Source organism: Paenibacillus sp. FSL K6-1330, from assembly GCF_037976825.1.
Lineage (GTDB): Bacteria > Bacillota > Bacilli > Paenibacillales > Paenibacillaceae > Paenibacillus_AQ.
Genome location: NZ_CP150269.1, coordinates 3,887,086 through 3,913,254 on the forward strand (window position 1 = coordinate 3,887,086; position 26,169 = coordinate 3,913,254).

A 26,169-nucleotide genomic window follows, 5' to 3' on the forward strand; every position below is an offset into this window, starting at 1 on the left:
ATTTTACCTTCAGGATTAAATAAAAAAATGTACTCCCTTAAATCAATTTGGTAATAACTTAAAAAGGTAGTTGTATGTAAACTGTAGAGTGAGGAATTAGTCAGGTAAAGCGCTGGGAGTATTGGATTTGGTGGTAATTTCCTTTTCCGTTGAGGCATTACAAACAAAATAAAGAACCAGAGACCATTTGGTCCTGATTCATTTAAATAGGTAGCTTGCCTCCAAAAATACATAAAATGAATTTTTAATACATGTAACACTGTCGGCTTCCCCTTGCAACAAGAAACCCCATCTTTAACTGTTTTGGAATCCAAAAAACAGTGAAAAGTGGAGTTGCCTCGGAAAAATATTGATTTATGGTTTATCTTTAGATTAAACCTCGACATTGTAAAAAGAAGAGCCCTGAAGGAACGCCTCTAATTGGTCGGTCTACCGTTATTTGTGCGCATATTAGCAGGCAGCTCGAATCGACTGTAGCCCTCCATCCGGAACGGCCGGGTCGGCGTCGCCCAAGGAAGCGGATATTCACTGTACAGTTGCCGCTTCGCTGCCGCTTCTCTCATCTTCTCGGACAAGCTGGGCAGCAAGCGCACGGTGGAATCTCCATCCTCCCGCTCGGTCACGAATCGGCCGGGGATGGCACGAACGGCGCGAGCCGACTCATAGGCGCCGTTGGATACAAGCACGAAGCTTCGGCTTGCCTTGAGCGGCGAGAAGAGTGGTTTCCCTGGGGTTTCAATCGCTTCCATCAGGTTCAGATACATGCTGCACATCAAATCGGTCGGACCAAACGCCAAATCCTCTTCGGCGTCCTGTGCGCGAATTGTCAGCTTGTTCTGGTAATTCCAATGCGCTTCCCCTCGCGTTCCGTACACGGCAATCGAAGGCACTTCGCTTACTTCGTGACAAAGCATGGCGTAAAAATGAACGCTCACACCGTTAGCCATAACGGCGCGAATACAGGAGACATCGTCCCCCTCGATGTCATTGACGTGGTAAAGCTCGGCCTGCACCGATTCCGGGTACAAGTCTGCGGCGCTTCCTCCGGCCGTCAGCAAGCTATGGTGCAGCAAGTGGGCGAACGGATTGTTGAACGTCCCGTCCAGCACATACTGGCCGTCGCTGACCAGTTTGCCGGCCCAGCGGGTTCGATCGTAGTAAGAGCGAAGCCGTTTCCACATGCCAATGCCGACCACATGCTCCACCTGGCCGAGCACACCGGAGCCGATCCTTTCCAGCAGCGTTCGGAACGCCTGGCCCGACGTATTCTGGAAGTTCACCTGGCACAAGCGCCCGGTCTCCATTTGCACCGCGATCATCTCGTCCAAGTCCTGAATCGTTACCGCCGGGGGCTTCTCCACCAGCACGTGAAAGCCCATCCGCATCACCTGGATGCACATCGGCTTGTGGGAGGAGATCGGCGTGACGATGACGACGAAATCGATATCCGGATGCAGCGTGAGCATCTGCACGTAGTCTATATAATGGACAGCCCCAAGCGCGGTCAGCTTGCCGTAAGACTCCTGATGAGCGCCGACATTCGGCTCCGCAAAAGCAGCAACCTGCAGGCTACCCTCGTCGACCAGCTTCTGCATGATATTCACATGTTCAGCGCCGAATCCCCCGATCCCGATCAGCGCGGTGCGATAAATCTTCACATTCCTTCCCTCCAAAGCTATGCCTTGACGTGCCGGGAACGATTCTCCCGGCCCGCCAAAGCTGCAAATTTATAATTCATACATGCTGCAAATAACGTTCCTTGATGAGCGTGAGCGCCTCGTCTCCCGGCATATCCCATACCTGCCGGTTGAAGATTTCCACTTCGATCGCCCCCACGTAACCGGCCGCTTCAACGGCATGACGCATCCGGCGCAACTCGATAACGCCGTCCCCAATCATCCCTCTGCCCATCAACAGGTCGGGTACCGGCACGATCCAATCGGAGACGTGGAAGCCGAGTATACGCCCCCTGGCCCGCTCAATTTGCGCGTACAGCTCGGGGTCCCACCAGACGTGGAACGCATCGACGACGACGCCGACGTCTTGCGAGTCGTGCTGCTCCGCGAGCGTGTTGGCTTGCGCCAGCGTATTGATGACGGAGCGTTCAGCGGCGTACATCGGGTGCAAAGGCTCGATGCCGAGCTTGACTCCGTGCGAGCGGGCGAACGGTACAAGTTCCGCGATCGCTTCTTCGACCGTCTTGCGGGCGAAATCGATATCCCGGTCTGGCGCCGGTCCGCAAACGAGCACGAGTACATCGGTGCCGAGCTCGGCCGCTTCCTCGACAGCGCGGCGATTGTCGTCCATCCGCTCTTTGCGCGCAGGCGCGGTGGCCGCCGGAAAATAACCCCCACGGCACAGGCTGGAGACGCGCAGGCCCGCGTCCCGCACAAGGCGCTTGCTCTCGGCCAGGCCGGTCTCGGCCACTTTATGCCTCCACAGCGCGATCCAAGGCACTTCGGCGTGAACACATGCTTCCACGGCCTCGCGCATAACCAGCCGATCGGTCGTAATCTGGTTCAAGCTGAGTCTGTCTATGGAATGAAGCGGTTCCATGCTGATCCCTCCCGGATTTCAAATATTGCTATACATGATTACGGCCGAATACCCGCTAGCGCCAAGACAGGCTTCATCCGTTCGGCGGCAAGCTCTGGATCGGCCAATAGCCCTGCCCGGTCGGCAAGCACGAACAGCTCGGCCAAATGGACGATCGAGCGCGATCCCTCAGCTCCCCCGATCATGCGGAAATGCGGTTGGTGGCCGTTCAAGTAGGCCATGAACACAATTCCGGTCTTGTAGGCGTACGTCGGCTTCTGGAAAATATGACGCGACAAGGCAACGGTAGGCTCCATAATCGCCTCATAACTGACCAGATCGCCTGCGTCTAGGGCATGAAGCGCCTGGGCGGCGGCCGGCGCGATCGCGTCGAATATGCCGAGGAGCGCATGGCTGTAGCCCTGCTCATCACCTTTGATCAGCTCCGGGTAGTTGAAGTCGTCGCCGGTGTACATTTTGACGCCTTCCGGCAGTAGCCGACGCATCTTGATTTCTTTACCGGCATCGAGAAGCGAAATTTTAATCCCGTCGACCTTGTCCGCGTTTGCCCGAATGACGCGCAAACAAACGTCCATCGCCTCATCCGGATCGTCCTTGCACCCCCAATAGCCGGCCAGAGCGGGATCGAACATGTCGCCGAGCCAATGCAGGATGACCGGCTGTTTCACTTGTCCCAAAATGCACCCATACACCCGCTCGTAGTCCTCGGGCCCTTTCGCGCAAGCGGCAAGTGCGCGACTCGCCATCAGAATGACTTGACCGCCCTCGCCTTCGATGAAGCCGACTTGCTCTTCATAGGCGGCTTCCACGTCGGCGATCGTGACCGACGGTCCCGGAAACAGATGGTCGGTTCCTGCGCCACAGGCGATTTTGCCGCCGACTGAGCGCGCTTCCGCGATCGAAGCGCGGATAAGCTCCTTCGAGCGGTTCCAATCGAGGCCCATGCCGCGCTGCGCGGTATCCATCGCTTCCGCCACGGCCAGACCGAGCGACCACAAATGGTGCCGGTAGGCGAGCGTCGAGTTCCAATCAATCTGCGAATGATGCAGCGGATCTGCGTCCGCAAACGGATCGCAGACGACATGGGCGGCCGAGAAGGCGATGCGGCCCGTAAACGGCTTGGCCGGCACGGAGAACGAGCCTGCTTTGCCCGGAGTATATTCATACAACGCTCCCCCTGCGCGGGGGAGGAGCAGCGATTGGGTCATCTGTACTCCCCTCCTTAAGAGGTAATTAAAAAATCGGCTTTTGATCACGAAGTATAGCTATGAAGCTTACTCGACGTCGAATCTTGAATTCAGCCGGGCCTTCCGCTACTCACGTAGGCTCACCTACGCTGCGTTGCTCAGTCCCTAGCTTCATCCAACCTTCTCGGTGCTGAAAAGCCGATTTTTTTAGTATTTATTTTTACAGGCTCAGCTTCGGCACGTCGATCCAGCGGCGTTCCTGCCACGACTTCAAGCTGAGATCGGCAAGCTGGGTGCCCTTCGCGCCTTCGAGCAAATCCCACGGAAACGGCGTGCCGATGACGACATGCTTCAAGAAGATCTCCCATTGCACCTTAAACGCGTTGTCGTATGACGCGTTGTCCGGCACCTCCACCCATTGGTCACGGAACTGGAACGGGTTCGGAATGTCCGGATTCCATACCGGCTTCGGCGTGTTGACCCGATGCTGCGTCTTGCAGTCCCGCAAACCCGCCACGGCGCTGCCTTCGGTGCCGTCGACCGTAACCGTGAGCAGATCGTCGCGGTCTACGCGCACCGCCCAGGACGAGTTGGCCTGCACGATAATGCCGCCTTCCAGCTCAAATATGGCGTACGCCGCATCGTCCGCCGTACAATCGTACGGAACGCCCTGCTCATCCAGACGTTTCGGAATATGTGTAGCGGCAAGACAGGAAACAGCCTTCACTTCCCCGAACAAATTCTCGAGAACATAGCGCCAGTGTGCAAACATGTCGACGATAATGCCGCCGCCGTCTTCCTTGCGGTAGTTCCACGATGGCCGCTGACCCTGCTGCCAGTCGCCCTCGAACACCCAATAGCCGAACTCCATCCGCACGGACAGGATACGCCCGAAGAAGCCAGAGTCGTTTAAGCGTTTCAGCTTGAGCAATCCTGGCAAAAACAGCTTGTCTTGCACGACACCGTTTCTCACCCCGGCCTCAGCGGCGATGCGGGCCAGTTCAAGCGCCCCTTCGAGATCAACGGCCGTCGGCTTCTCGCAATAAATATGCTTGCCCGCGGCAATCGCCTGCTTGATGCTTTCCGCGCGGCGCACCGTCGTCTGGCTGTCGAAATAAATTTCATTGTACGGATCGGCGAGGCATGCTTCAAGATCGGTGCTCCAACGCTCGACGCCGTGGGCGGCGGCCAGCGACTGCAGCTTGCTCTCCTGCCGACCGACCAGAATCGGGTCGGGCATGATGACGTCTCCGCCTGGTAGCGCGACGCCCCCCTGCTTGCGAATCGCAAGAATCGAACGGATTAAATGCTGGTTGGTTCCCATCCTTCCGGTAACTCCGTTCATAATAATGCCGATGTTGCGAACTACCATCGTTCATTGCCCCCTTCGCTTCGTATAACCGTATTGTAGTCGATGCGAAACCGCTTTTCTTACGATTACGGGAACACGATTCTCAATTTTGGAAGCGAATTATTCGAGCGAAAAACAAAATCCCCGCCGACGTTTAGCCGATGGGGGATGAAGGGGAAAATATGTTTCAATCAATCGGCCGGTCGTCCTTTGATCGTTATCTTGTTCGTTTGATCGCACATTGTGCACTCGCTGTCCATTTGACGGAAGGATCCCTGCCTACTCAGCTTGCGCGGGCGCGTTCAGCTCCCGGTACGTTTTTGGTGACAGCTTGGCGACAGCTTTGAACGACCGGTAAAACGTAGACACGGAATCGTAGCCGACCTCGAAGCAGATCGATATAATGTCCTTACCCGTTTCCACCAGCAACTTCTGGGCGACGCGGATGCGTACCTCAGTCAAATATTGCATCGGTGTCATGTTGTACCGTTCCTTGAAGATGTTGTTCACGTGCCGCGTGCTGATGTCCAGCTTGGAGGCGATGTCCCCAGCGGTCAGCGGATCAAAATACTTCGAATCGATATAGCTGCGAATTTTCTCGGCACGCAGCTTGTTGGAGCTGGAGCCCGCTCCGGCGGCCTCCGTTCCGGCCGATCGAACCAGCAAGAGCAGCAGCTGAGACAGCTGTACTTTGAGCGAAAGCCGAACGAGCGGCGACAGCTCCCTGGACTGCTCGAACAGCATTTTCCTCAGCAGCTGCCGCAGCTCGCTCGCGGCAAACAATCCCGGCTTCATCAGACAGGAAGCCGGGAAATAGGCGTGGAGCAGTTGCGCCCTCATATCCGGATCGAGCACCACCTCATCAAACGCCAACACTAGCAAGGTCAGCCTGGAGTCAGACATGACCGAGTGGACGGAATACGGCACGATCAGCGCCGTATCGTCGACCGCCAGCTTCCGTACTTCCCCCCCCAGCCGGATAGTTCCTTCGCCCTCCAGCACAAACAGCAGCTGGTGCGTCTGGTGATAGTGCTCGGACATAAGATGTCCGCCCGTATGCTTCTGCTCGTATAAATCTATCGCATTCCTGGACAAGTCAATCCATTTCATTGTCACGGCGAAGCCCCCGTTTTTTTGAGCGTTACATTTAAAGCCATTTTAGCGCGATCGGCGGCTTCTATACAACATTTTAGAATAAGCGCAGCCCGGACACCGCAAGTCCCCCCCCCCAGTTGCAGCCTTATTGCGGTCTTCAGGTCCATCTATCCATGCCGTTCGCTCCTTTTTTTCGCGGCAAAAGAATAAAGGGCGATCATTAACGTCACATTCCTGCCTGTTAGCTTAATGAAACTGCATGGAAACATAGTTAGATATACTTATCTAGCCGGTAATCGGTAGGCTCATGTTCTTGTCCTCAACTCGGGATAAGAACTTGTACCGATAAAACAAAAAAGCCGCTAAACTAGCGACTTCCAATGGGATAATATTCTTGTCCCTCGACACCCCTTGGCTTCTATATGTTTTTCCTCGTCGTAAGCGTATAAAATTGGGACAAGCATATTTTGAAAATGTCTCCATAATTTCATTGGAATCATCTTCTTTATATGCGCTCATTGATTTTAATCAACAATTTCTTTAAGACTTGTTTCTCCTCGTCGGTAAGGACTTGAACGATTTCTTCCTCCACCTTTTGGAATGAGTCTTGAAAGTCTTCAATCAGTTCAATCGCTTTTGGCAATACATATATATTTTTTTGCCGTTCATTATTGGCCGGGATTTTGCGCTCGATGAACCCTTTTTGCTCTAGACCTTGAAGCATGCTTGTAATGCTGGCCCCACGTAGATGAAACCGATCTGCAAGGTCCTTTTGAATAAAATGATTATGTTGGTTCTCGTAAATATAGTCGATTACTTTTCCTTGTTGAGCGTTTAACCCCAGTTCTTTTATACTCTCGTCCGCTCTTTTCTTTAACTTAAGACCGATAATCTGAAACAAATCCAGATAAGGCGTATCCTTTCGGGATTGCATGATCGTCCCCCCTTGTGATTGTTAGGAAACTAATTGTAAGCAAATAAACTATACAATGATCCTATAGGCTTGTCAAACAAATATTAGTTTATTGACAGTTAGACATCTAACAGTTATACTCCGGATTGTTGGACGACAAACACTTGGGAGGAATTCAAATGGAGAAGATAACTCAAAATGCTGCGTTAGAACAAGTTACGGCGATTACAAATGTACGTATCTTTGATGGAGATCAAATTATTGCACCCAGACATGTTGTCATTAAAGGGGAATCCATTATTTCAGTGGGCGGAGACCTTCCGGCCGATGCAACGATTATCGATGGAGAAAATGGGACTCTAATGCCTGGTCTGATTGATGCACATGTCCACACCTCAATCGGCGGATTACGAGATGCCTTAAAATTCGGTGTTACAACAGAACTCGAAATGAACGGCGATTTTACTAAAAGAGGGCGCGAGATTCAGTTGAAAAATGTAAATGACGTCGCTGACGTCCGTTCTGCCGGCACAGCGATCAGCGCTCCGGGTGGACACCCAGATGAGTTACTGCCCGATGGAGATGAAATACCGGAATTCGTATTGAAGGAGCTAGAGAAGTTATCCGAGGAAGACCGTGAAGCGATGTTGGCCGCATACGCTCACGATCACGAAGAAATCCCGCAAGTGACGACGGTGGAAGAAGCGATTAAGCATGTGCATACCCAGGTGGAGAATGGAGCCGACTATATTAAGGTCATGATTGAAGAAGGAACGGTCATGGGGGCACCTGGCCTGCCTGTACTAAGCGACGAGATTTTAAAAGCAGCCGTGAAAGAAGCCCACAAGTTGGATAAGCTGGTCATTGCCCACGTCTTGACGGCTCTTTCATCGCAAGAAGCTATCGATTTTGGAGTCGACGGTTTAGGCCATTTATTTATCGACAGACCCGAGTACACATCCGACTTAGTGAAGTCCATAGCGGGTTCAGGCGCTTTTGTTATACCGTGCTTGGTGTTGAATTCATCGATTATTGGAAATCCGGCATCGGAATTGGCGAATGATCCACGTGTTCATTCCAAATTAAGTCCGGACTGGATCGATATTTTGAACTCAAGCTTCAATACGTTTCCGCAAGGTAATATGGAAAACAGCTTTCAGAATGTGATGGATCTTCACCGTGCCGGAGTTGATATTCTGGTAGGGACGGATGTCGCGCCGGTTCCCGTTCCGAACCTTGGCGGTCTTGCTCATGGGGCCAGTGTCCACCACGAAATGCAACTGCTGGTGAAGGCCGGGTTCACTCCGATCGAAGCTCTTCAGTCGGCTACTATCAAACCGGCCCGTTGCTTTGGTCTTCACGATCGCGGCCGTATTACCGAAGGTGCGCGCGCTGATCTTATTCTTGTAAACGGTGATCCGACCACTAATATTTCGGATACCTTGTCGATCAAATCCGTATGGTTCAATGGTTCGCAGCAGCTAGGTTAATCAGATGCGATATCCCTGTATAAGGAAAGCTAAAACTCCATGCCAAAGCATGGAGCTTTAGTTGATTTAATTGATTATTTTAAGTCGATGCTCATTGCTCATCGCAGGGAGCGGTTTGGACTTTGCCGCCCCGCTTCTCGTTGACCCGAATGCATTTCGGGATGAGGCGTACGGCCCGGCAACAATTCCTTCATCCTATTCTCCCCCTTCTAGTCTTATATTTCGCACTGGTAGTATCAGTATGTTAGAGACATTGATGGAATCTATTCGATTGAATCAACCATGAAAAATAAGCCCGCCGCTCTTTGCAAGCGGCGGGCTTCCTGCTCATCTAAAGCACGCGTTTACGGTTGTAGCTGCCAGAGCGCGGGCACGTTACTCGGCTCCCAACCCGGCAAGGAGGTATGGGGCTGGATGCATTTGTACACCTTGCCGTCATAGGATACAAGCGCATTGACCTCATAAGCGGTATTTGGCGCCCATGGCGTTGCACTCGGCCCGTCAGGCGTTGACACTGTCACGGCATTGCTGTCGCCAGATTCATTATTCGACGGGTCGTAAGCGCGGACCGTAAACGTATATTGCGAGTTCGGCGACAAACCGGTAATGACCTTCTCGGTTGCCGTTCCAGTGACGGTAGCGATCACCGTGCTGCCGTTGTAAATCCTGTAACCAGCGATGCCGGAATCATCTGTGGATGCATTCCACATCAACGTGACTGATGTCGACGTCGGGGTGCCCATCACATGCAGGCCGGTCGGATTGGTCGGCGGCGTCACGTCAACCGGTAACTGCGTGGTCGTAAACTGGACACTGTTGCTGCTCGGCGATCGATTGCCGGAAGCGTCGAACGCCTTCACAACTATGTTATAAGTCGTGCCTGCCAATAGATTGGTGAGATTGGCGCTCGTCTGATTGGCAGGTATGGTGGCGATGACATTGACACCGTTGTACACCTCATAACCCGTGACGGCATTGTTGTCCGTCGAGGCCCCCCAAGTCAGCTTGGCCGTCGTTGTGCCAACGTTGCTGACGGCCAAATTAGTCGGCGCCGTAGGCGCAATGCTGTCGCCAGGACCGAATTGGGCATCGATGACGATGTACCAGGCATTTTGGGTATCCGCGATATCCCATACGCCGAGGATGACATTGTAACCGTCTCTTTGCGGCACGTTGCAGGTATGGGTTAACGTGGCCGGCGGCTGCTGGCCATTCCCGTTAATCGTGCAGAACGGAGTCAGATCAAACTGGGCGCGAGTCAACGGTGCATTGGGATTCCAATCCGGCTTGGTGATGAAATAACGGTAGCTTGTCGTGGCATGACGAGCGGTAAAAATCCAAGTGAAGTTGTTGGTGCCGCTCGTCATGTTCACCTTGTTCCAGCGCGTAGCTGATTGCTGGTCAAGCTGAGCGAAGCCGGCAAGGCCGGCGCTGGCGATTTTGCCGTCAGGGGGTCCGGCAGCAGGAAAACCTTTCGGCCCCTCCAGGCTCTGAGGCTCATAGATGATCGGGCCGCAGTTGGTATTCAATCCGTTTTTACACTGGATCGCGCGGCTAGCCGGATCATTAATATATCCGTGGGCTGACACGGTCTTCGAGAACGCGAACATACAAGCGAATACGAGCAGCAATCCGCCGCCAATCAGCATGAATCGCAGGATGAAACGGGAATCCGAACGAGTTTGAAACATCATCACATTACCTCCCATGATTTGGTTTGGTCATGATGCGCCTTTCGTTTTTCGACACCATCTTTAATCGCGATCTTTTGAGCTGCCTCCTCTCTTGAAAATGATCCTCTCAAAGCTGTGCATAACCGTTATCGTGCGGGCATCCGCTCCTTTTTAAGCCGATTTATACAAACTCCTTAGAGCTTATATACTCGTACAAAGTCATGAAAAACAATACCTAATCACATTGTGAGAAGCGTAAAGACAAGCGGGTTAGAAATCTGGGAAGGGGAAATTAAACGTGAGCAACTCTGCTCTACTATATAGAATCAGCTATGTAAACTGCTGATGAATGCTGACATTCATAGTGCGCAACGATGTAGAGATCAAAACCAAGTAGGTACGCTTATGGGTGAAGCCACGGAGGGGATAGTAATCATGTCTTAATATGGAGGAATCTATATATAGGCATAATCTAGTTTCGTCAAAATTGGAGTCGTGTTAGCGGAGTGTCATGAAGACAATCGAAGTTGATGTATGGTTAAACAGAAACGAAAGATATATTACCAGTAATTGGTTGTATATAATTATTGAATAATAACCAAATCATGTCAAGGGTGTAATTTATCTACTCTTTGCTCAAGCTCCTGTGAAGGAGTTTGAATTTATCCTCATATTGCCCATTTTTCATACCGATTGGGTGAACGAAAAACTTGTGGCAAATCACCAATTTTCGCAGTGGAGTTCAGACATTTTCCATCCATCACTTTCTAATACTAATGCAATATCGATTTCACCTGTTTTAAGACTGGTCATAATGTCTAGGAAATCAAACGCGATAAATCATAAGTGATTCTGATACACCCAGCGTAAGGCCACCAATAGGTTCGTTGTCTGTCGTTAAAGCTTGATCATATAGTTCAATGATTTTAAAAGCGTAGGGAAGAAACTGCTCTACGTAGTGGGTTAGTATCATTTTTTTACCCAAACGATCAAAAACAGGCTTTCCGACCTCAGCTTCAAGCTGCTTGATATGTGCAGTAACGGAGGACTGGGCGTAACCTAGATGCTCAGCAGCTTTTTTAACTCTGACAAGAACTTGTACCGATAAACAAAAAAGCCGCTAAAATAGCGACTTTCAATATCACGGATTACTTGTTTCGTATTAAATCCAATTTGCTCTAAATCCTGTGCTATCTCCGATTCATTTGAAAAATGCTTTGTTTTCCTACTCGGACAAAATCCTCGAATTTCGCTAAATCTCAATGAGTCAAATGCGTTTTCGATTCTCTCGGCATCCTTGCCCAGCCAGATCTTTTTCAGCATTTGCTGCGTCGTTTAGCGGTTCGTCTCAGTTGACAAGCATCAGAAGATCAGGGTCCGGCAGAGCTTTTTTATCGACTTTCCCGTTAGGGGTGAGCGGCAAACTTTCCATCTGTACCACAAGAGAGGGCAGGAAATATTCAGGCAAATTACGGGCTAAATACGCTTTGACATCTGTATCGGACAAAACCTGTTTCGCAACAAAGTACGCGCATATTATCGGATTGCCACTCTCGTCGGCTTTGACGGCTACCGCGGCTTTCGAGATTCCGTAGTGTTCCAGCAGCCGAGCCTCGATTTCTCTCGGTTCTACTCGATACCCTCTGATCTTCACTTGATCGTCGATTCGCCCGATAATTTCGATATTGCCATCCGGCAGCCACAGGGCCATATCCCCCGTTCGATATAACCTTTCCCCGAGGAGCGGATGTTCCACAAACTTTGCTTCTGTCAATTCCAGTTGGTTCAAATACCCCCGCGCGATACCGTCCCCTCCAACGCAAAGCTCTCCCACTACTCCGATGGGCTGAAGCTTCAACTGTTTGTCAAGGATATAAGCGGAGGAATTGCATATTGGTCTGCCAATCGGAATGGCGGATTCGAATTCACGTTCAATCGGGAAGTAAGTGGAGAATGTCGTGTTTTCCGTCGGACCGTATATATTGACCATCCGCAGATCGGGACACGTCTTACTTACGGCGTTTACGAGCTTCGGCGACAACGCTTCTCCGCCAACTAGCAAGGTGTTCAACGTACGAAAGATGTCAGGATCCTGTTCGGCCAGATTATGGAACAAAGCTGTAGTCAGAAACCAAGCCGTAATGCGGTGGCCGATGATGGTTTCCTTCAATTTGAGAAGTTCTAATAGATCCTTATCCTTCATCAAATACAAGGTAGATCCGTTCAAAAGGGATCCCCAAATTTCAAAGGTTGACGCATCGAATGCAATTGCGCCGGTTTGCAAAATTCGATGATCAATGGAAAAATTGAAATAATTAGTATTCTTGACCAGTCTTACGATGTTGCGATGTTCAACCATGACTCCTTTCGGTGTCCCCGTTGATTCGGAAGTATAGATGATATACGCTAGACTTTGCGAGGTTACTGCAGATATCGTATGGGGACAGCTGTCATGGTAAAGGTGCGCGTTGTCCCAATAAATTAATTTTCCTTCAAATGCAAAGTCAGGTTTCCAACTGGAAGGGGCCAGCAAAAATCCCGCCCGACTGTCCTCGAGCATATATTCGAGTCTTTCGCACGAAGAATCGGCTTCGATGGGCATATAAGCGCCACCCGCCTTCAATATAGCTGTAAGCCCGACGATCATACTGATAGACCGATCCGCGACAATGCCAACGACGCTCTCCGGCTTTACGCCGTGATCCTGTAGGGCTTTTGCAAGCTGATTCGCGTGTTCGTTCAATTCCCGATAGGACATCTGATGGTCCTCGGTCATGACCGCCGGGCGATCGGGGGTTAAGCGGACCTGTTCCTCAAACAAGTAATGGACCGTTTTGCTGGAAGGATAGTCCGTCTTAGTTCCGCTGAAAGCCTGAATCTGTCTCTCCTCTTCTTCGGACAACAAGTGTATGTCGGCAATCACTTTCTCGGGAAAATCGGCAACATCCTGCACAATACGGCTCAAGTGGTCGCCCATCTGCTCAATCGTTTCCTTTCTGTACAAGCGGGTCGCATAATCAAGGTGTATCATGAGAGATTCCTTCTTAAAAGCTGTCAAAGCAAGCTCAAACATCCCCAACTGATCGGATTTCAAAGGAGTGGTGTTGGCTTTTTGCCAAGTAAACGCCGCTTTGATGAACGGATTGCCGCTCAGATTCTTACGCATATTCCGATCTTCGAGTGCTTGCATCGTGGTATGCTTAACTTCTATCAGAAACTTACCTAATGGCTTATGTACAGTAGGAGAATATCGTATAGGAAGCATCTGGCTTTCCAACGAATACCCAATTACAGGGTCATCCTCGCCGGTATATTTGGCAAGCAGGATTACATAACAAGCCATAAGTGCCATATCCACAGTTATTCCGAAATTGAACGCAAGTTGATAGAGTTTTCGGGTCGTTACAGAATCAAGGCAAAAACTAACCCGGCTTCCTTCATCGTTGGTCCATTCTCCCCACGGAAATTCGTCAATTGATACTTCACATGTCGTTTGTTCCATGACCATCAACTCCCGGATTATCGATTCATTAATGTCTTATTAATAACGAACAGAAGAATCCTCTTCGCATTCTGCGATGAAGAAGTATCCCCCCTCCTGAGCCAATTATGACTGTGGCCTTATCTAACCCCAAACTTAGTTTTTTCTTACAGCGAAGCTAGCCGTTGTTTTTTGGAACGTCAAAAAACCCCCTTTCTTCAAATGAATAAAACGGAGGTCTCCCGTTGTATTCGGCAACTGGCTGGCATCGCGGTCGCAGTAGATCCCGCATTAGCCCCTATAGCTTTGCGTCGCCACCTTTCGGCGGGTTTGCTATTGTCGTACAAAACTGGTATTAAATTGTAAATCATGTTCATATTATGTATTCGATTTACATTTACTGTATCTTGTTTCCAAATGAAAATCGATAGGTCTTTTGTTCAATATTGTCTTTCTAGAATTGTTTTGATGATATTGATAACCATCATGAAACTCTAGGTCATGATAGTTAATCTTTACTAATTTTTGCTTTCGGCGACTTCACTCTACTTCACTTAACTACCTATTAAAACTATTATATTCAAAAGACAGGATATGTTTTACACACAAAAATCGATTAAGAACAGAGATATACACACGTTTTTGTCCCTCGGCAGATTTCCGCAAAATGACGCCATTACTCTAATAGATTCAGTATTATCTGTCTCCTATCCCTGTCTATTCTTCTATTATTACTTGGATATTGGATGTTGGCTGATTAAGGCAATTGTTCCTATTTTTCAACTTCTACCCTATATCCATTGCCCTAACTACGACTACGGACATCATTGGAACCACTACTTTTGTTTCTTGTAATATGGGACAAAAATACCAACGTCAGTAGTATGTTATAACTGGTAACGATATCTCGCTTCCGAAGAGTGGAGCACTCGAAACACAGCACTAATTTTCACAACCATCGGAATCATCTCCTGTAGGGAGATTGAATGCAGCTGTTGTTAAACTAGCCCATTACGGTCCCGTCCATGATTAGTAATTTCCTTCAGGATCCTGTCAATCTGATGGTAGCCACTAACAATCGATTCACCTGATTCGCTGCCTGGTCCTGCGGTCCTCCGCATGCACTGATCGTCATCAGTAGCATCATGCTCGCCACTATGAACGATGACCGCGTCCATCAAAGCCCATGATGTGGGGTCTATCTTGCTGCTGGAGGAGCTTCCGTTTCCGGACTTTCCTGGACAGCTGGAATCGTGGTCGATGGAGCACTAGATTGAGTTGGCGCTGCGCTCTTCACTGCAGCGGATGGAGATGCAGGAGCGGCGGATGGTTGTCTTGAGGCTGTCTTCCCGGTGAAGGCGTTGGCGTTACAACAGGTTCCGTGTCTTGAGATCGAGAGAATACCTCCCCTCAAGGTTGACATCTCCGCTAACGATTTTCTAATCGCTGAAATAGGTGTCAATGAAAGTAAGCACTTGCATCAGGACGATTGGGGTTCGGCCCTGGGATTTGATTGGGCGTACCGCCATTCGGAGGCCGTTAAAGGAATAGCCTACATGGAGGGAATCATAAAACCTCGTAATTGGAGCGAGCTCCCGGAACCTGGACGGAAAACTTTCCGTGCATTACGATCCGTAGAAGGTGAACAGATGGTATTAAAACACAACTCTTTCATCGAGACTAATCTCCTTCCAATCGGCATTCTGCGTAAGTTGACGGAGGAAGAAATGACGGAATATCGCTGGACACTCTCGCTGCCTGGCGAAGGACGCCGACCGACGTTAACCTGGCCGCGACAACTTCCGTTTGATGGAGATCCGGCTGATGTGACGGACATTGTTATCACGTACGGAGAGTGGTTAGCAGAGAGCTCCGTCCCGAAACTCAACTGTGATCCGGGCACTTTGCCGACATCTCATGTTGAGTTTTGTCGTAATTGGCCAATGCAAACGGAGATCACCGTACGTGGACTTCATTATCCCCAGTAATCGACCTCAAGACCGCTTTTGTCAGACGACAAAGCCCATAAAAAACAGGGAGCATACCACCGACAACACTGCTCCCAGTTTTGATGGCATTCGGCTAGAGCAAATCGACTGTTTTTTACAAGCAATCTATTAAGATTGTCGCAACCCGCACCAGACATTAGATAACCATCTAATCGGACAAGTAATCAAAAGGGATATAGAAAACAGCGGCATTGTAGGACACAAATATCCTAGAATGCCGCTGTATGATTCATCTATAACGTTCCCCGTTAGTAAAACAATGCATCATTTCTGCAGTTCCCGAAGGAGTTAATGTACAATCAGGACTGGGCAACTTGATAGCTGTGAAACCTTGTGGCTGACACTTCCAAGCATCATTTCTTTTATGCCCCTTAGCCCACGGCTTCCGATAATAATAAGTTGCTGCTCGGTATCCTTTGCATAATTTAATATTTCACGTGCAGGGTCTCCCTTAAGATGAACTGTTTCCGTGTTAATCCCCGCAGATTTTAATTTAGATTTGGTTTGTTGCAGCTGTTCCAAACTCGCTTTCTCCATTTCGTTCAATAATTCTTCCAAGAAATTCTCGGGTACATATGTCATGCCATTTGACACATAATCCTGGCTGACATTAACCAAGGTAACTTGAGTTTGTTTATTTTGGGCTATTTCAACGGTTGCATCAAGGAGTTTGTTCGTTATTTCAGATTTATCAATGGCCACCATAATTTTGTCAAACATAGTTATCATCCTTTCCGTGGCAGTTCGTAACCATCTCGACTACCTACAACACGATTACTCGCTGCTCCTATACCAACTAAAAAGAGTAAGACCGAAGCCCCAAGAAGAATGAAAAGTGGCAGGTTCCAACTATTTGTTGCATCGTGCAGATATCCTATAAGGGCTGGACCGATTGCGGCAAGAAGATATCCGATCGATTGGGCCATGCCAGATAGTTCCGCTGCTTGATGCGCATTTTCAGTGCGTAACCCGAAAAACATCATGGCCAAACTAAAGGCGAAGCCTCCACCAATTCCGAGTATGATGATCCACAACAGAATGACATTGGAACTTCCGTAAAGAAGTCCGAGCGTCCCCGTCAAAAGCAAAATGGTTGTGATGACCACTAACAAACGTTGGCTAGACATACGCCCAGCAATAACAGGGACAATAAAGGTAAATGGAAGCATCGATAACTGCATGATCGAGAGGAACCATCCAGATTGGTTGGAGTCAATTCCTTGCTGCTTTAAAATTTCAGGCAACCATGCGATCAACACATAGAAAACCATAGACTGTATACCCATAAACAAGGTTACTTGCCAAGCAAGCGGGGATCGCCAAACATTCACATCGTTACTGACCATCTTTTGACTTGTCTTGGCTGTTTGATTCGCTTGATTTCTTAATTGGGGTAACCAACAGAGGATCGATACAAAGCTTAGAATCCCCCATATTCCCAATGCTCCCTGCCATTTTAGCCCTGCGTTCATGGCTAGCGGTACACTGATTCCCGATGCGATTGCTCCACATAAATTCATTGAAATGGAGTAAACTCCTGTCATGGAGCCAATTTTATTTGGGAAATCCCGTTTGATTATACTGGGCAATAATACATTACATATGGCAATGGCGAATCCAAGAACTGCTGTTCCAATAAACAGATTAACTGAGCCAGATAAAGATCGTATTACAATACCAACAGTCAGAAAGATTAGGGCAATCAAAATGATACGCTCAACCCCATATCTTCGTCCTAACTTTGGTACTAGAGGCGATAATAAAGCAAAGGCAAGCAAGGGTACCGTTGTGATCAGGCCTGCTAATGTATTTGAAATATGAACGTCATCCCTTATAAAACTCACTAAAGGACCAACTGAGGTTAAGGGAGTACGTAAATTAGCTGCAATAACAATAATGCCGAGAATGATCAGCCCTATTGAGGATGGTACGGCTTTTTTGTTTTGTTTGTTCGGCATTCTTCATTTCTCCTTCCTGAACTCATACGTAGTGTTTGTTTCCTGCTGATTGAAAAAAACTATGCAATAACATCCGCGCGAACAACAAAAGTATAGTATAATATAATATAAATAACAAGAAGTATTTTATAACATACGTTAACTCATCTGAAAACAAAAATACAACTCTGAATTCCCGTCATGGAATTCAGAGTTGTATTGAATAGTGGCATTTTCGATTTTTAGAAACCATACTTTAAGGATATATGGAGCACTGTTTCGTTATTCGTATGATTGGTATAAGAGTGAGGAAAATCTGCACGAAAACTGATCGTATCATATTGATTCAATGTGTAAATCTCTCCATTGAGTTGAATATCAATGGAACCCGTCATTACTGTTGCAATTTCAGTTGTATTCACATGATGACCTTCAGGGTGATAAGAGCTATTTGGCTGTAAGTAAGCCCGACACATTTCAATATCGTTGCTTTTAAAGACTGGTTCAATGATCCAATTTTTTTGATCATTAGAAAACCGCAGTCCTTCGCCTGCTCGATACAAACTAACAGGGTCTTCTGATTTGAACAAAGCCAATAACGGTAAAGATATGCCTTTTGAAATTTTCCATATAATCGCCAAAGTTGGATTTGTATCGCCACGTTCGATATTCCCCAGAGTAAGTTTGCTTACGCCAGTTAATTCCGCTAAGTCGTCTAAACTCATGTTTTTTTCTTTTCTGTACTTTTTCAAGGCACCGCCGATTTGTAATACAATTTGTTTTGATTCATCGACTTCATCCATTTGATATTCACCTCAACAAATAACTTTATAGCTAGTATATTGTTTATCTAGACTCTTTTCCATAAGATTAGTATTTGATGGTGGACTACACTCCTATGAAAAATTCTAACATCTATGTATTAATATTCCTGTTAGCGTAATCTGCTGGGAAGTTGGTACAGTGTAGTATTCTGTTACTCTAATATTTTTCTGATGAAGAAGTTCTTTAACGATATCTAATGGTAACTTCTCAGTCTGCACCGCGTGTGCTGCAAAGGCATGACTAAAATACTAATTGGTAATCGGCTTATGTTCTTGTCTCTCAGCAATTTTCTTGTCCTCCGACATTTGTCGCTTCAGCCTAAATCAATTAATCTATCGCCTCCGTTAGTTCAATGACTACATCAACAAAAGAACGGAAAAAATGCCGTTCTTTTGTTATTGCACGAATTTTTTATCATCCATATTTGCTTGTTTAACGTCCAACCAATTTGTATTATGCAACATCTCCGAAGAATCCCCATGAAATGCCTTCATGGCTTCCTGATCATCAAACAGCCGATATCTCATCCAAGCCGTCAAGTAACCCCTATGATTGCCACCATTACCTTCAATCGCAGTATGAGCTGCACCTTTTGCCATCCCCATCATAACAGGCGTACTTGCGTTAGTACTATGCAAGGCTAATTGATTCGTTGATACCGGTGAGATTAGAAAATCTCGTGTACCGCCCATAATGAAGAAAGGAACAGTAATGCGTGCTGTATCGTACATATCTTCTGGATCACAATGCTTCAAATCCGGGAGAGCGATGGATACAACCGTCTTAATCAAGGATCCACTTATATAGTTGGTATGAGCATTAATGACCCCAGTAGACCCTTGAGAATGTCCAGCTACACCAATATGTTCCATTTGTATTCTTTGATAAAACAAGCTGTTTGCTAGTTGGTTTTCATTTTTCAAATAATCAATAGCCTCCACAATTTCTTTGCCTGTTCCTGTTGTCTTGCTATAGGAATCTATTACAATGAATCCCCAGCTAGCAAGATGAGTTAAGAGCTCATCATAACGATCTGGCGTGGCATCTGTTCCATTCCCCCAAGAAATAATAGGATAGGATTCGTCTCCTTGAAATGCTGGGTAGTAAATTCTAAATAAAGCCTCACCGCTCGTACTCTTAACTTCTTCTACCTTTACATGATAGCTTCCTTGCTGTGCATAACGCTGCTCAATGCTTCCTTCTGCAAGTTCTGGTACATTAGAATGAATGATTATTTGCATGAAAATTGTTATTGGAACTGCAACGATAAGGACTAAAGCTGACAACCATAAAATCCACTTTCGTTTTTTCAAAACCGACATCACGTGACCTCTACGATAGTCTATAGATTTCTCTATCGTTTTCTCTGTTAAAATATAGAACTAAAGGGATATACGTGAAAGATGTAGTTATGTTTCATTAAACAAGATGCTAGATTGAAAAATAGATACGGAGGACCGAGAATAGCTTAAAAAATACGATTTGCTGTAAGTGCAATAGACTCGAAGTTGATCACCAAAGAGATGTGATGGTTGATACTCCGATGCTTGAGTGAATACAACGCTCGTTATAATAATCAATATAGGACGTGACCACGCTATAAGCTTCTGCTTTGTTAGTAAATAAATTCGAATGTCGTTGCTCAGGTTGATAACCTTCTTCGTTGAAACACCTAATCGACAAAGGTCCTCCACAATGCACCCAATTTTGTGTCAAAATCCTACAATAGGTATAAAAAAAAGCCCAGTGAATCAGGCTTTAGTACTGTTCGTAATGTGGTCACATTGGTCTCATTAGACATCATCCCGCAGAATACAAGGATTGTATCAGGAGATCCTGCCCGCCGGTCGGGAATTATTCTGGCAGCTAGTCCGCTCGAAATTGGTACCGGGGCATCGCTAAAGCCCCGGTTCTGAAACCATGGAGCCCGGAGTATACGTACATTACTGTTGCGGCGGTTTCGGTTTCGGATTTCTCCGGCGAGTAGAAATTAGAATGTTACGCTTGTTCTGCCCAGTTAGCCGGATATGTTACATAGATAAATCGTGCATATTCTGGCACAGAAAATTGAATCCTGCTTCCATTTGGAATCAGGATCACTTCTCCTGGTCCAGCTGACACCTTTGTACCATCGATGATAACGTCCAGATGTCCCTCAATCACATAATCAATTTCATCGTAGTTAAGTGTCCAGTCAAAGGTTGTTTTTTTCATCTCCATGATACCGCAGCCAAGTCTTGGACTTTCCTTTAGCGAAAAAAGATCTTTACAATAGACGATATCATTAGTGTTGCCTGTATCGAGACGATCCTCTTCTGTTACTTTCATATTTGGCACTTTAATAGAAGTAATCCCTCCTGGACCTCTATGAACGTTCTGTTCAAAAGCATCAGCCCCTACTTTTTCCATGATGACTTTACGAACCATCTCTTCAATCATCTTTTTATCGATACTCATGGGTACCCTCCTCTACTTCTTAGGTGCAGTTTTTTGGAACCATTTTACTTGCAATGAGCATAGCAACCATTACAGCCGTGATACACTTTTGAACATCGATTCTGTTCTCGACTAAAAGAGGTGTGAAACAAATTTTTGCCATTTCCTCATCTCCCATACCAGAGAATAAACACAAAAAGGCCTAAAGTTATACCGCTTCCTAACAAGTAGGAATGCTATAACCTTAAGCCTCTTTGCTTTAGTAAGACTACGCCTTTGTAGTCCTCTATTACATTTTAAACGTGAATGAAACGTTTGTTTCACACGCTGTAGATTCAAATTGCATGCTCCCTTAAGTTTATCCTCTACATAGCTATTTACAATAGATAAAACTAAACTTTTTTGTGAACATTCTTCAACGTTGAATCCTTTGCCATCATCTATAACTCCAATCGTGCAAAAGCTGTTGTTGGCAACTCATAGAAATAACGATGTGTCCATGCTCACAATCTTGAAAAGCTATGCAAAAAAAGCGCTTGAAATGGCCATTTGCATTTCAAGCGCTAATAAAATTGTAAATATGCGAATATTCAAAACGTTTTAAAAGGCATCATGGCATCGCTCCGTACCGTTCCAGCACCCGGTAAATCGCATCCGTGCCGAACCCGACCGCTTCTACAGGAATGCGTTCATCAGCCGCATGAATCAGTTTGGTAAACTGCATGTCCTTGGGCAGCGGCATTGGCAGGAAACCGTAGGTTTGGATGCCGAGCCTCGCAAACCATCTTCCGTCCGTTCCTCCGGGCAGCAGCATCGGCACCGGAACGGCCTCCTTATCCGCTTCTTTCAGCACGTCGGACAGCAACCCGAACATCCCCATGTCGGGAGCTTCGGCGCATGGGTCATGACGCAGCACCTCCAGCTCGATCGAATCATGAATCGCGAATCGGCGCAGCTCGTCCATAAATTGCTGCGGAGTGACGCCCGGCAGCGTTCGGCCGTCGAGCTCAACCGTAATTTCGCTTGGATGAACGTTGATTTTCTCGCCGCCGCGAACAACGGTCGCGCTGATCGTATTACGCAGAAGAGGGGCGAATGTCCCTCCCTTTTCCCCCAGCAGCTTCAGGATGAGGCCGCACAGCCGGGGACGCAGCAACCCTCTCAGCAGCAGCGCCGGCAGCAGCGGCAGTGCGGCGGCCATGCCTTCAATCATCAACCGCGCCGCTGGTGTCACACGTATCGGCAGCTTATTCCTGCTAAGCGATTGAAGCATGTTCCCCAATTGCGCCATACAGTCGGCTCCAGGATTGCCCATGGAGCCGTGGCCACCATCTCCTCGAATCGTCGCTTTGAGCCAACAGAGCTGCTTCTCCGCCACCATAATCGGATAAAAGGTTTTTCCCAGCGCATGAAACGAGAAGCCGCCGAATTCGCCGAGCGCATACTTGACGCCCGCAAAATAATCGGCATGCCGCTCTACCAGGAAGGAAGCCCCGTATTCGCCCCCTGCTTCCTCGTCGCTGACAATCGCCAGAATGAGATCGCCACGCAGCGGCAGCTTGCGTACATGCGCGCGGAGGAAAGCCGATACGAGCATCGCCAGGCCGCCTTTCATATCAAGAGCGCCCCGCCCCCAGACGAAGCCGCCCTCGATGTTGCCCCCGAACGGGTCGCGGCTCCAGTCTTGCTTCCCTGTGCCAACGACGTCGACATGCCCGTACAGCAGCAGCGGCGGTGCCTCCCCGCTGCCCTTCATCCTGGCCAGCAGATTGGGCCGGGCCGGATCAAGCGAACAGGTCCGTGTCTCAATGCCCGTATCCTCAAGCAGTTGCCGGATATACATGATGCATGCGGCTTCCTCACCCGGCGGATTTGTTGTGTTAAAGCGGATCAATGCCTGCAAAATCTCCACGGGAGACGGCAGCTCTTCCGGGCGCTTGACTCCATCTTGATCCAACTCGTCATTGTTCAGCCGGATCCCCATGACCCCGCTCCTTCCTAATAAGAGGTTGTTCAAAAAGTCCGCTTTTGATCACGAAGTAACACTGAAAGCATATTCGACATCGAATCTTGAATTCAGCGGGCCTTCCGGTGCTCACGTACCCACTACGTACGTTCCGCTCCTCTGACCCTAGCTTTATCCAACCTTCTCGGTGCTGAAAACCGACCTTTTTGAACACGCACTATAATGGACTGCCCGCGTATGGCCGGTCGGCAGGAGAAACGCCCGGCAAGCTGCGCAGGCCGAACTCATCGCACAGCCTTGCGAGTCGCCGCTCCTGCTCATCGGCGGACGTGCCTTTGGTGCGAAACACCGATTCCAGCATCGCCAGCGCTTGCCGAACATGCGCTTCCGCCACTTGCTCTCCCGTCTCCCGAAGCCGATCAACCAAGCGCTGCACGCCGCGGTAAGGCGAAACGACGCCTTGTTCATATTCGGCCGCGTTCCAGTTGCGGTTGCGGACGCACGTAGCGATAGCCAGACAACGATTCAGCAGATCAATCGAATAAGCGTCCGTTTGCCGGCTTGCGGCAACCAGTTGCGCTTCATCCTCCTTGTCGTCAAAAGCGAATACGCGTAGTCCGTCCGCTGGCGCCAGCCGTTTCAATACATTGCCCGGACCCAGTTCTACGGCAGAGGCAACGCCAATACTTTTCTGAAAGGCAAGGACAGCCGGCCAATTGACAGGGTCCGTCAATCCCCTTGCCAGCATACCCGCGATCTCCGCCGTATTTCCGTATGGCAGACCCGTCAAGGAGGAAACGACGGGAAAATCCATTTCTCCAAACGAGACGCGGCTCAGCACTTCGGCAAATTGTGCCGCCGCCGGCGCCATCAACGGACTATGGAACGGCGCGCTTACCTGCAGCGGAATGACTGCGGCCCCATGGGCGGACAGTCTTTCGGACGCTTCATGGACAGCCTCTTTGTGGCCCGAAATCACCGTTTGCCGGTCTGAATTCATATTCGATACCACAACAATACGGCTTCCGTCCGTGCAGCTTGCGCTGATTTCCAAGCATACTTTGGCGACAACATCGGGACTCGGCCCGTTCACGGCGGCCATTGTGCCGATCCCTGCAGCGGCGGCCCCTTGCATCAACTCGCCGCGGCGGCGTACGAGCCTGAGCGCATCCGGGAACGTTATGGCTCCCGCGCAGGTTAAAGCGGTAATCTCGCCCAGGCTGTGGCCGGCTGCCATCGCAGGCAGGTATCCCCATTCACGACTGTAGACGCTGTACATTGCCACACCAAGCGCAAGAATAGCGGGTTGGGCATTGTCCGTCCTCGTCATCTCCGTTGTCGGTCCCTCATACATCAGGCTGTCAAGGCGCATGCCCAGCGCTTCGTTCGCTTCCTCCATCGTCGCTTTGACAACCGGATACCGCTCGCTCAGCATTTTTCCCATCCCGACGCGCTGCGATCCCTGACCGGGAAACCATATCGCATGTTTGTTCAGCATCTTCCATCACGCTCCTTACGGGTCAGATCGGGGCAGGCGCCTCGGTCAGCTTTTTGTTAATCACCGCTACAACATCGGATTCCCACTCATGCAGGAAAAAATGTCCGCCTTCAAACAGCATCAGCTCGCAGCCTCCCGTCGCGTACCGCTCCCATTCGCCGAGCGGGCCTTTGACGCAGCCGTCATCTTTACCGCTCAAGATGGTGAGCCGGAGCGGCAGCGGCGGCCGCATTCGATGCTCGTATTCGCCGACAAGCTTGAAGTCGGCTCTTAGGATCGGCATAAACATATCCAGCAGCTCCCGATGCCGGAACAGCTCGTCCGGCATGCCGCCAAGCCGCTTCACTTCCTCGAGAAACTCGTCATCCGGAAGCAGATGGGTCCGGCGAGCCTCCTTCTGCTCGCAATGCGGTGCCCCTCTGCCGGAGAGGAAGACTGCCGCAGGCAGCGGGAATCCTTCTTCCCGCAGCGCATGCAGCACCTCATACTCGAGCAGGCTGCCCATGCTGTGGCCGAATAAAGCATAGGAGTCTGAGCCAAGCGCCGTCTCTCTTACCAGCGGCAGCAAATCCCGCACGGCCTCCGCCGCGTCCGCATAGAACGGCTCGTCCATGCGGCTTCCCCTGCCCGCCAGTTCGGCCGGCACCAGACGCACGCCGGGATGCAGCCGGTTCGTCCAGCGTTTGTACACTTGAGCGGAGCCCCCTGCATATGGCAAACAAATTAAAGATATCGTCATAACGCCCGCCTCCCGGGTAACATGTTGACGCAAGCGGCTTTTACGCGCCGGCGACAAGCATGGTCCAGAACGTTTTTTCCTTCGCGAACAAATCGTCCGCGAGCGCCAGCTCTCTGCCGCGTTCGAAGTCCCCCGTCACAAATCGGTCCTTCACCAGATCCCATCCGTCCCTCACTGCGCCAAGCTGACCGGACAGCGACTCATGCAGCGCTTCGCCGATCAGCCCCTTCTCCCGCAGGGAGCGGAGCAGCGACGTGTTGGCGATATGCCGGTTGCAAATGATGTTGACGCCGACAAGGCCATAGGTCAAATGAGCTTGCTTCTTCTCCGGGTCGGAATCTACATTCCACATGCCCTCTATGGAGAACTCGCCAAGCTCCCTCGCCAGCCGCTCCGCATTTTCCACCACTTCAGTCAGCTTCAACTCATAGGGCTGAATTTTTTCCTGCAAGTTGTATACGTAGAAGGCAGGCCCCAAATAGCTCGGGTTCACGTTGTATTCCGAGTTGCCGTACGCCTTGAGCAGCCTTTCCTCCGGCACCTCGTGCTCCTCGTAGCCGGCAAGCGTATCGTCAATGACGTAGAAGACGCCGCGCTCCTTGTCGTATCCATTAAACAGCGAATAATGATACCAATGGAACCTTTTCCAGGCCATACTGCCCGGCAGCCAGTCATACAGATCGACGTTTACGCTCAAGTTGCGTCCGCCCTCCAGCATCGCCCTGATTTCCTCCGGCACCGTCTCCATGCTGCGGAAATGACCGGGCTCGATATAGCGGATCACCTGCGACAGCGGGAATCTGGCCGGATCGTCCATATAATACAGCGTGTCAATAGTCGGATAGCGGAAGTCTTTGTCGGTTGCGGCCTCCCAAGGAAAGTACCGGTAAATGTTCAAATACGCCGCATCCCTGTAGCTGGGATCCTCGGACACCGCTATGGAAAAGGCCTGGTTCAGCATGCAGTTCATCCAAAACTCGTTAAACGGTTTCCTTTTCATTGACAGCTTCATG

General features: G+C 49.3%; 20 protein-coding genes and 1 riboswitch. Of the genes, 2 read left to right on the forward strand and 18 right to left on the reverse strand.

Features of this window, described 5'->3' with window-relative positions; genetic code table 11:
• Positions 1-416: 416 nt before the first annotated feature.
• The 6 genes from NYE54_RS17505 to NYE54_RS17530 form a co-directional block, all read right to left on the reverse strand.
• The gene (locus tag NYE54_RS17505) at positions 417-1,658 is read right to left on the reverse strand and encodes a Gfo/Idh/MocA family oxidoreductase (protein ID WP_339264901.1); all 1,242 of its coding nucleotides are present in this window, start codon (positions 1,656-1,658) and stop codon (positions 417-419) included.
• 76 nt (positions 1,659-1,734) lie between these two features.
• Positions 1,735-2,556, reverse strand: a complete 822-nt coding sequence (locus NYE54_RS17510; protein WP_339264903.1) for a sugar phosphate isomerase/epimerase family protein — start codon at positions 2,554-2,556, stop codon at positions 1,735-1,737.
• 38 nt (positions 2,557-2,594) lie between these two features.
• Positions 2,595-3,764 carry a dihydrodipicolinate synthase family protein gene (locus NYE54_RS17515; protein WP_339264905.1) on the reverse strand — a complete coding sequence of 390 codons (1,170 nt, stop codon included), beginning with the start codon at positions 3,762-3,764 and terminating at the stop codon, positions 2,595-2,597.
• Positions 3,765-3,963: 199 nt separating this feature from the next.
• Positions 3,964-5,115 carry a Gfo/Idh/MocA family oxidoreductase gene (locus tag NYE54_RS17520; RefSeq protein WP_339264907.1) on the reverse strand — a complete coding sequence of 384 codons (1,152 nt, stop codon included), beginning with the start codon at positions 5,113-5,115 and terminating at the stop codon, positions 3,964-3,966.
• 258 nt (positions 5,116-5,373) lie between these two features.
• The gene (locus NYE54_RS17525) at positions 5,374-6,204 is read right to left on the reverse strand and encodes an AraC family transcriptional regulator (RefSeq protein WP_339273533.1); all 831 of its coding nucleotides are present in this window, start codon (positions 6,202-6,204) and stop codon (positions 5,374-5,376) included.
• A gap of 490 nt (positions 6,205-6,694) precedes the next feature.
• The gene (locus tag NYE54_RS17530; RefSeq protein WP_339264909.1) at positions 6,695-7,123 is read right to left on the reverse strand and encodes a MarR family transcriptional regulator; all 429 of its coding nucleotides are present in this window, start codon (positions 7,121-7,123) and stop codon (positions 6,695-6,697) included.
• A gap of 158 nt (positions 7,124-7,281) precedes the next feature.
• Here NYE54_RS17530 and NYE54_RS17535 point away from each other — a divergent pair, with 158 nt between their 5' ends.
• A complete protein-coding gene (locus tag NYE54_RS17535) occupies positions 7,282-8,592 on the forward strand; it encodes an amidohydrolase family protein (RefSeq protein ID WP_339264911.1) in 1,311 nt (436 codons plus the stop codon).
• A gap of 344 nt (positions 8,593-8,936) precedes the next feature.
• On the opposite strand, the gene NYE54_RS17540 is transcribed toward NYE54_RS17535, so the two are convergent.
• The 3 genes from NYE54_RS17540 to NYE54_RS17550 all read right to left on the reverse strand — a co-directional run bounded on the left by NYE54_RS17540 (position 8,937) and on the right by NYE54_RS17550 (position 13,767).
• Complete coding sequence (locus tag NYE54_RS17540; RefSeq protein ID WP_339264913.1) at positions 8,937-10,286, reverse strand: lytic polysaccharide monooxygenase; 1,350 nt, start codon at positions 10,284-10,286, stop codon at positions 8,937-8,939.
• 805 nt (positions 10,287-11,091) lie between these two features.
• Positions 11,092-11,295: a hypothetical protein gene (locus NYE54_RS17545; RefSeq protein ID WP_339273535.1), complete on the reverse strand. Its 204-nt coding sequence runs from the start codon at positions 11,293-11,295 to the stop codon at positions 11,092-11,094.
• Positions 11,296-11,613: 318 nt separating this feature from the next.
• Positions 11,614-13,767 (reverse strand): amino acid adenylation domain-containing protein, encoded by a 2,154-nt coding sequence (locus NYE54_RS17550; protein WP_339264914.1) that lies wholly within the window; start codon positions 13,765-13,767, stop codon positions 11,614-11,616.
• Positions 13,768-13,996: 229 nt separating this feature from the next.
• Positions 13,997-14,091, reverse strand: a riboswitch (cyclic di-GMP riboswitch).
• A 1,304-nt stretch (positions 14,092-15,395) separates the two neighbouring features.
• On the opposite strand from NYE54_RS17550, the gene NYE54_RS17555 reads away from it, so the two are divergent.
• Positions 15,396-15,734 (forward strand): hypothetical protein, encoded by a 339-nt coding sequence (locus NYE54_RS17555; protein ID WP_339264916.1) that lies wholly within the window; start codon positions 15,396-15,398, stop codon positions 15,732-15,734.
• A gap of 309 nt (positions 15,735-16,043) precedes the next feature.
• Here NYE54_RS17555 and NYE54_RS17560 read toward each other — a convergent pair whose 3' ends face one another.
• The 9 genes from NYE54_RS17560 to NYE54_RS17600 all read right to left on the reverse strand — a co-directional run bounded on the left by NYE54_RS17560 (position 16,044) and on the right by NYE54_RS17600 (position 26,168).
• Positions 16,044-16,475, reverse strand: coding sequence for a universal stress protein (locus NYE54_RS17560; protein WP_339264918.1), 432 nt, complete (start codon positions 16,473-16,475; stop codon positions 16,044-16,046).
• A gap of 5 nt (positions 16,476-16,480) precedes the next feature.
• Positions 16,481-17,713, reverse strand: a complete 1,233-nt coding sequence (locus NYE54_RS17565; protein ID WP_339264920.1) for an MFS transporter — start codon at positions 17,711-17,713, stop codon at positions 16,481-16,483.
• Between the two features lie 221 nt (positions 17,714-17,934).
• The gene (locus NYE54_RS17570; RefSeq protein ID WP_339264922.1) at positions 17,935-18,495 is read right to left on the reverse strand and encodes an XRE family transcriptional regulator; all 561 of its coding nucleotides are present in this window, start codon (positions 18,493-18,495) and stop codon (positions 17,935-17,937) included.
• A gap of 417 nt (positions 18,496-18,912) precedes the next feature.
• A complete protein-coding gene (locus tag NYE54_RS17575) occupies positions 18,913-19,839 on the reverse strand; it encodes an alpha/beta hydrolase (RefSeq protein WP_339264923.1) in 927 nt (308 codons plus the stop codon).
• Between the two features lie 676 nt (positions 19,840-20,515).
• Entirely contained in the window at positions 20,516-20,974 is a 459-nt protein-coding gene (locus tag NYE54_RS17580; protein WP_339264925.1) for a cupin domain-containing protein, read from the reverse strand.
• A 589-nt stretch (positions 20,975-21,563) separates the two neighbouring features.
• Entirely contained in the window at positions 21,564-22,937 is a 1,374-nt protein-coding gene (locus NYE54_RS17585) for a M20/M25/M40 family metallo-hydrolase (RefSeq protein ID WP_339264927.1), read from the reverse strand.
• Positions 22,938-23,136: 199 nt separating this feature from the next.
• A complete protein-coding gene (gene fabD, locus NYE54_RS17590; RefSeq protein ID WP_339264928.1) occupies positions 23,137-24,417 on the reverse strand; it encodes an ACP S-malonyltransferase in 1,281 nt (426 codons plus the stop codon).
• A gap of 22 nt (positions 24,418-24,439) precedes the next feature.
• Positions 24,440-25,156, reverse strand: a complete 717-nt coding sequence (locus tag NYE54_RS17595; RefSeq protein WP_083659573.1) for an alpha/beta fold hydrolase — start codon at positions 25,154-25,156, stop codon at positions 24,440-24,442.
• 40 nt (positions 25,157-25,196) lie between these two features.
• Positions 25,197-26,168, reverse strand: a complete 972-nt coding sequence (locus tag NYE54_RS17600) for a hypothetical protein (RefSeq protein ID WP_339264932.1) — start codon at positions 26,166-26,168, stop codon at positions 25,197-25,199.
• Position 26,169 lies beyond the last annotated feature (1 nt).